At 58.2% G+C, this 4906-nt stretch carries 5 protein-coding genes and 2 pseudogenes; 4 read left to right on the forward strand and 3 right to left on the reverse strand.

Going from position 1 to position 4906, the window contains the following annotated elements:
• From THISIDRAFT_RS14655 to THISIDRAFT_RS04425, 4 genes and pseudogenes are all read left to right on the forward strand, one after another.
• Positions 1 to 135 (forward strand): annotated as a pseudogene (locus THISIDRAFT_RS14655) (IS3 family transposase); the annotation flags it as partial.
• Between the two features lie 186 nt (positions 136 to 321).
• The gene (locus THISIDRAFT_RS04420; RefSeq protein ID WP_246585322.1) at positions 322 to 966 is read left to right on the forward strand and encodes a hypothetical protein; all 645 of its coding nucleotides are present in this window, start codon (positions 322 to 324) and stop codon (positions 964 to 966) included.
• Positions 939 to 1385 carry a hypothetical protein gene (locus THISIDRAFT_RS14660; protein ID WP_246585323.1) on the forward strand — a complete coding sequence of 149 codons (447 nt, stop codon included), beginning with the start codon at positions 939 to 941 and terminating at the stop codon, positions 1383 to 1385. Before THISIDRAFT_RS04420 ends, THISIDRAFT_RS14660 begins: the two co-directional genes overlap by 28 nt.
• Positions 1386 to 1690: 305 nt before the next feature.
• Positions 1691 to 2578, forward strand: a complete 888-nt coding sequence (locus tag THISIDRAFT_RS04425) for an HDOD domain-containing protein (RefSeq protein ID WP_006787328.1) — start codon at positions 1691 to 1693, stop codon at positions 2576 to 2578.
• A gap of 188 nt (positions 2579 to 2766) precedes the next feature.
• Here THISIDRAFT_RS04425 and THISIDRAFT_RS04430 read toward each other — a convergent pair whose 3' ends face one another.
• The 3 genes and pseudogenes from THISIDRAFT_RS04430 to THISIDRAFT_RS04440 form a co-directional block, all read right to left on the reverse strand.
• Positions 2767 to 3546, reverse strand: a complete 780-nt coding sequence (locus THISIDRAFT_RS04430) for a Rha family transcriptional regulator (RefSeq protein WP_006787329.1) — start codon at positions 3544 to 3546, stop codon at positions 2767 to 2769.
• 163 nt (positions 3547 to 3709) lie between these two features.
• Positions 3710 to 4636, reverse strand: coding sequence for a DUF4351 domain-containing protein (locus THISIDRAFT_RS04435; RefSeq protein ID WP_221913957.1), 927 nt, complete (start codon positions 4634 to 4636; stop codon positions 3710 to 3712).
• A 77-nt stretch (positions 4637 to 4713) separates the two neighbouring features.
• Positions 4714 to 4906, reverse strand: a pseudogene (locus THISIDRAFT_RS04440) (ATP-binding protein); the annotation flags it as partial.

Below are 4906 nucleotides of genomic sequence, written 5' to 3' on the forward strand. Positions count from 1 at the left end.
CTACTGGAAGACTTCTCATTTTACAACGAAGAGCGCCCGCACCAAGCACAGGCCGACGAGACGCCAGCAACGGTCTACAGGACCCGGCAGGGAGGAGGTGCATTGATCGTAGACAAATACGGCCCGGGGCGGTGACGCCTACCGACGGTGAATCTGCGGCATCAGGGCAGCGCTGTGCAGCTGCGAGTGAGGGGCAGGCGATAACTTTAACTCGGTCACCTTGCCACCTATCACTTTTATGGCAAACTTTGAGGGTTGGCTGAACTGAGGTCATGGGGGAGGGCATGGGAAGCATCAAACGCTTGGCAGAAGAGGTGGAACGTGGACTGCGCAAAGCCGCATCCGGGGCTGCGCCTGACGGTGGTGAGGAAGCTGTCGCTAGCCGTCGGAGCGATGATCGAGGAGCAAACCGCCAACACGGTGGAGTTGAGCCATGTGCTGGTGCTGGAGACCGAGCGCCAAGACATGCGCGAACCGTGGCTGAGACGCTTGCTGAAGAACCCGTTGGTGTGTCCAACCGAGATCATGCAGCCGTTGGCGATGGCCGAACTGGCGCAGGCGGCCCGTCACGATCAGACGCTGTGCCTGAGTCTGGATCAAACCGATTTGGGGGATCGGATGGCGTTGCTGGTGTTGGCCTTGCGCGTGAGCGAGCGGGCGTTGCCGTTGGTTTGGTGGGCCAGGCAAGGCGCGGCGAACATCGGCTGTGCGGGCCAGCAAGCCCTCCTGGAGACGGTGTTGGCTTGGCTGCCGGCTGGGGCGCGGGTGCTGCTGTTGGCGGATCGGTTCTACCCATCGGCGGCGCTGTTCGCGTGGTTGCATGCGCACGAATGGGGCTACCGGTTGCGCTTGAAGGGGAATCTGCGGTGGACACCGGCGTGGCGGAGACCACGACCGGGGATTTGGCCAAGGGTGTGCGAGAAGCGATTTTCCGGGTCGTGCGCCTGTTCGCCTCTGGGGTGGTGACCCACCTGGGAATTGTGCATGAATCCGGTCATCCGGAGCCGTGGATGATTGCCATGGATGCGGATCCGACCCGTGCGCGCGTACTGGACTATGCCACGCGCTGGGGCATCGAGCCGATGTTCTCCGACTTCAAGGGGCGAGGATTTGGCTTGGGGGATTCGCACCTGCGCCCTGCGGATCGTTTGGAACGCCGGGTGTTGATCATGGCCTTGGCGATGTATGGGTGTGTGCGCATTGGGCGCGATCAGGCGTGCCACCCTCCGACCCCGCTCGAAAAAAACCCAAGCACAGGACGATCCGAACCACTGGCGCTTTCGCAAGCTCGCCCGCAGCCTAGTTTCGTGGTTCTCACGTGGCTTGCGCTACTTGATGCGCTGTCTGCAAAACGACCTGCCGCTGCCGGCTTTTCGTGCCCGTGAGTAAATTGATAGGTGGTAAGCACGCCGCCCTGCGAGTACCAGCTCCGCATCACGAATCGCCGAGTTGCACTCGGCCCATGGAACAACGGGCACCCGCCCGGCATAAACATGTAGCGGCATCTTCCAGATGCCGCTCCAAAAAAGCAACGGCTGGAAGCCGCCGCCACGGATCGCCAAGTTGCACTCGGCTGCAGTGCTAAAGCCCGCGCTCCAAGGGCAAAAACGTACCGCTCGACAGAAATTCAACATGTGGGCATTATATCCGTATGGCTAAAATCAGCCATTTATTAACGGGAGGGCATGGAGTGACAAACCTGGTTGCAAGCGAAGCCGAGCAGCGTATTCTTGAGCTACTCGCCATACCACCAAAGCCTGAGGTCTTGCTGCAAGTGACCGCCGAGGCCAAATCCCCGGAGCCTGACATCAATCACATTGCCGCGATGATTGCAGGGGATGTGAGTATCGCGGGTGGACTATTGCAGGTGGTCAATTCTCCGATTTTTCGCCGCCCGCAGGAGATTCGCTCCCTGCGTCAGGCGAGTCATTTGCTGGGATTCCGGCGCATTTATGCCATTGTGCGCACCATCGCCTTGCGTAATGCCCTGTCACAGTGTCCACGGATCGAAAGCTTCTGGCGCACCGGCGATTATGTGGCCTATGCGGCCATGCAAACGGCGCAGTTGATCAAGCGCCCGGATCTGGAAGACGATGCCTATCTGCTCGGGCTGTTTCACCTGGTGGGTGCCCCGGCGCTTAACAGCGTGTTTGGTGCGGGCTATGAGAAGATTCTTAATCATGCCAATGCTACCGGCTGGTCGCTGGTGATTGATGAGGAACGCCTGTCGTTTGATACGCATCATGCGCGCATCGGCGCCTTGATTGTGCAACGCTGGCATACGCCGCCATCGGTGACTGAGGCGGTCGAAGGGCAATATCGCCATGATACTTTTAGGGCCAATGTCTTTACGCAGGCGGATACGGCAGATTTGCTGGCGATTCTCAAGGTAGCCTTACGCGCCAGCAGCCGCAGTTTTCCGCAAATGATGTTTTTTGGTGAATGGGATCGATTGAGTGAATCATTAGCGGATTATCTTGGGCTGGAGGGGCATTCTGCGCTGGAAACAATGTCAGAACAGGTCGCGGCGGCGGTAGAATCCAGCTTAAAAACCGCCAAAGAAGCCACAGAAGAATAACGTGGCGGCATCTTCCAGATGCCGCTGCAAAAAAGCGACGGCTGAAAACCGCCGCCGCTGCGCGCCACAGACTCTCCCCCTGCCAAGGGGGAGTCCCGCCGCAGGCGGGGAGGGGGTCTGTTTTTAAGCACATAACCACCCCGCCCCTGACGGGGCACCCCTCCTTGAAAAGGAGGGGAGTTTGTTTTTTAACGCAAATACCCACCAATCCTTCGCAATAGTTCAGGAAACTGCACAGCGTAGTACAGCGGTTGGTTGCGTTGATTCCGGCCATAACACAAGCCTTCGCCGACCAACTGCTTGACCCGTTTTAAACCCCGTGGGGTTTCGCGGCGGATGTCTTGTAACCAGCCTAAACGCACCAAGGCGCGGTTGACTACTTGTACGCTGTGGCGTTGCTGGTGACGCCTTAGCAGGGTGCTTAAGGTGGTCAGTTCGCGTCCGGCGGGGGGTGGAGGTGGGGTTTGTGTCTGTAAAAAGGCGGCATCTTCGCCCAGGCTGCGCACGGCTTGTTCAATCAGTTGCCGCTTGGTGGTGTCGTTAAGCGAGAGATGGTCCAGACAGAGGTTTAAGGCGGTGAGGCGGATGTAAGCGCGGATGAAGTCAGGGCGGTGCAGCGGGTCGGGGTCTGGCGGGGTGGCATAACGCGGCTGGGCCTGGCCGCTTTCCAGTTCGTACCAGCGATCAATCACCGCCGCCCGGCGTTTGATGTCGTAGCCGGTGATAAGAATTTCCGTATGACGGCGGTCGAGATGATACCCGGCAAGGCGTTTGGTCTGTGGGCAATACTCAGGGCTAATGCCTTGAATTTCTTGATAACTCAATTCTGAGGTATCAGGATACAACTCGTTTAGCATCACCCGAATATCACGCATGATATTGTCATGGCGTTTACCGGTCAGTGCGGCAATTTCCCGCGAGGACATGCTTAAGGTGTGCAATGGCGCACAGGCAGAATATATGGACATGGCTACTCACCTTATCTAGTTTAAGGTTGCCCCTGCATGAGGGCGGTCGGGAGGCTAGAAACCGTGAGTAGCTCGGCGGACTGATTTCCCTTGCGGGTGTTGTATTCGTCGCCTCAGCGGCATCAAGATGATGCCGCCACGGAGCGCCCCCATGAGCGGTTGATCATGGCGTCTCACGAAACACATCATCAAGTGTTTGCGCCTCGACGAATTGCTCACCCCAGCGTTCCAGCTGCTCAATACTGGCCCCGCGCAGCCGCGCTTGCGTCGCTTCATCCAGCGTACCGAATCGCTTGTGTAATTGGCGTGTCAGCAGGGCACTCTCGCCTTCGATGCGTCCGCGATCAAGGCCCTGCTCAATGCCCTGTTCAATCCCTTGCTCAATCCCTTGCTTCAAAAACCGTTGGGCAAAGCCGCTGACGGTGGTGGCATCGTTAGCATAGTGTTGTTGGTAAGTCATACGTTCGTCCTCACTTAAATGGGCGTAGATGTCGATAAAGTCGAGGTATTTTAGCTGGCGGTCGCGGTCGGGTTCCAAGCTGAGCAGGCCACGCACCGCGTGTGCATAGACTTCGACCCGCTGTGACGGCGAATAGCGCATATTGGGCAGATTCAGCCGGGCAATGAGGTTGTCACTGGCATAGTGGTCCTCGGCGCGTTGCCCACGAAAAGCATACGCGAGATAGCGAAACCAGAGATACTCGCCCGCATCGCCGTTGAGGGTGAAGGGTTGCTTATGCACGCGGCTCTGCAGAAAAATCACCACGGGTACCAGTCGCTGGATGTTGAGCAACTCGCTGATGTCAACGCAGTAGTGAATCAGGCGGTGCACGGAAAAGCGCCGTGCCTGGGTGTCTTCCTCAAATAAAAACAGCAGTGCTTCGCGCCGCTGGTCGGGCCATTCCACCAGCAAGGGCGTGTCCAGTTCACGAAAACGCTCGCCAAGGCGTTCCTTGAGCTGTTCTTCACGCACCGGCAGGATGCGCACTGCGGGATCGCGCAGCCCCTCGGCCTCCTCGGGTGCGAACAGCTCAATGGCTTGTTGGGGATAGTCGAGGATCAGGTTTTTGAAGTTTTGATCGTGGCTCATAGGGTGATTTAGTGGTTTTTTTAGGAGCGCCGAGCTCTGGCTCGGCACTGGGGTCATGGAACTCTGGCTCCGTGTTGTTAGGGAGAGCTGGAGCTGTGCGCCTCCAGCCGGTCGAGCTGCTCAACGGGAATGCCCACCACCTCCCGGCGTTTGTCATCCACCCCCAGAATTAACAGACTGCCAGCGGCATTGCCCATCGCAGCCAGTTCATCCGACAGCCCATCCGGATGCGGCTTAGACACCTTGCAGCCTGAATCCAGCACCAAGCCT

The organism is Thiorhodospira sibirica ATCC 700588, from assembly GCF_000227725.2.
Taxonomy (GTDB): Bacteria; Pseudomonadota; Gammaproteobacteria; order Ectothiorhodospirales; family Ectothiorhodospiraceae; genus Thiorhodospira; species Thiorhodospira sibirica.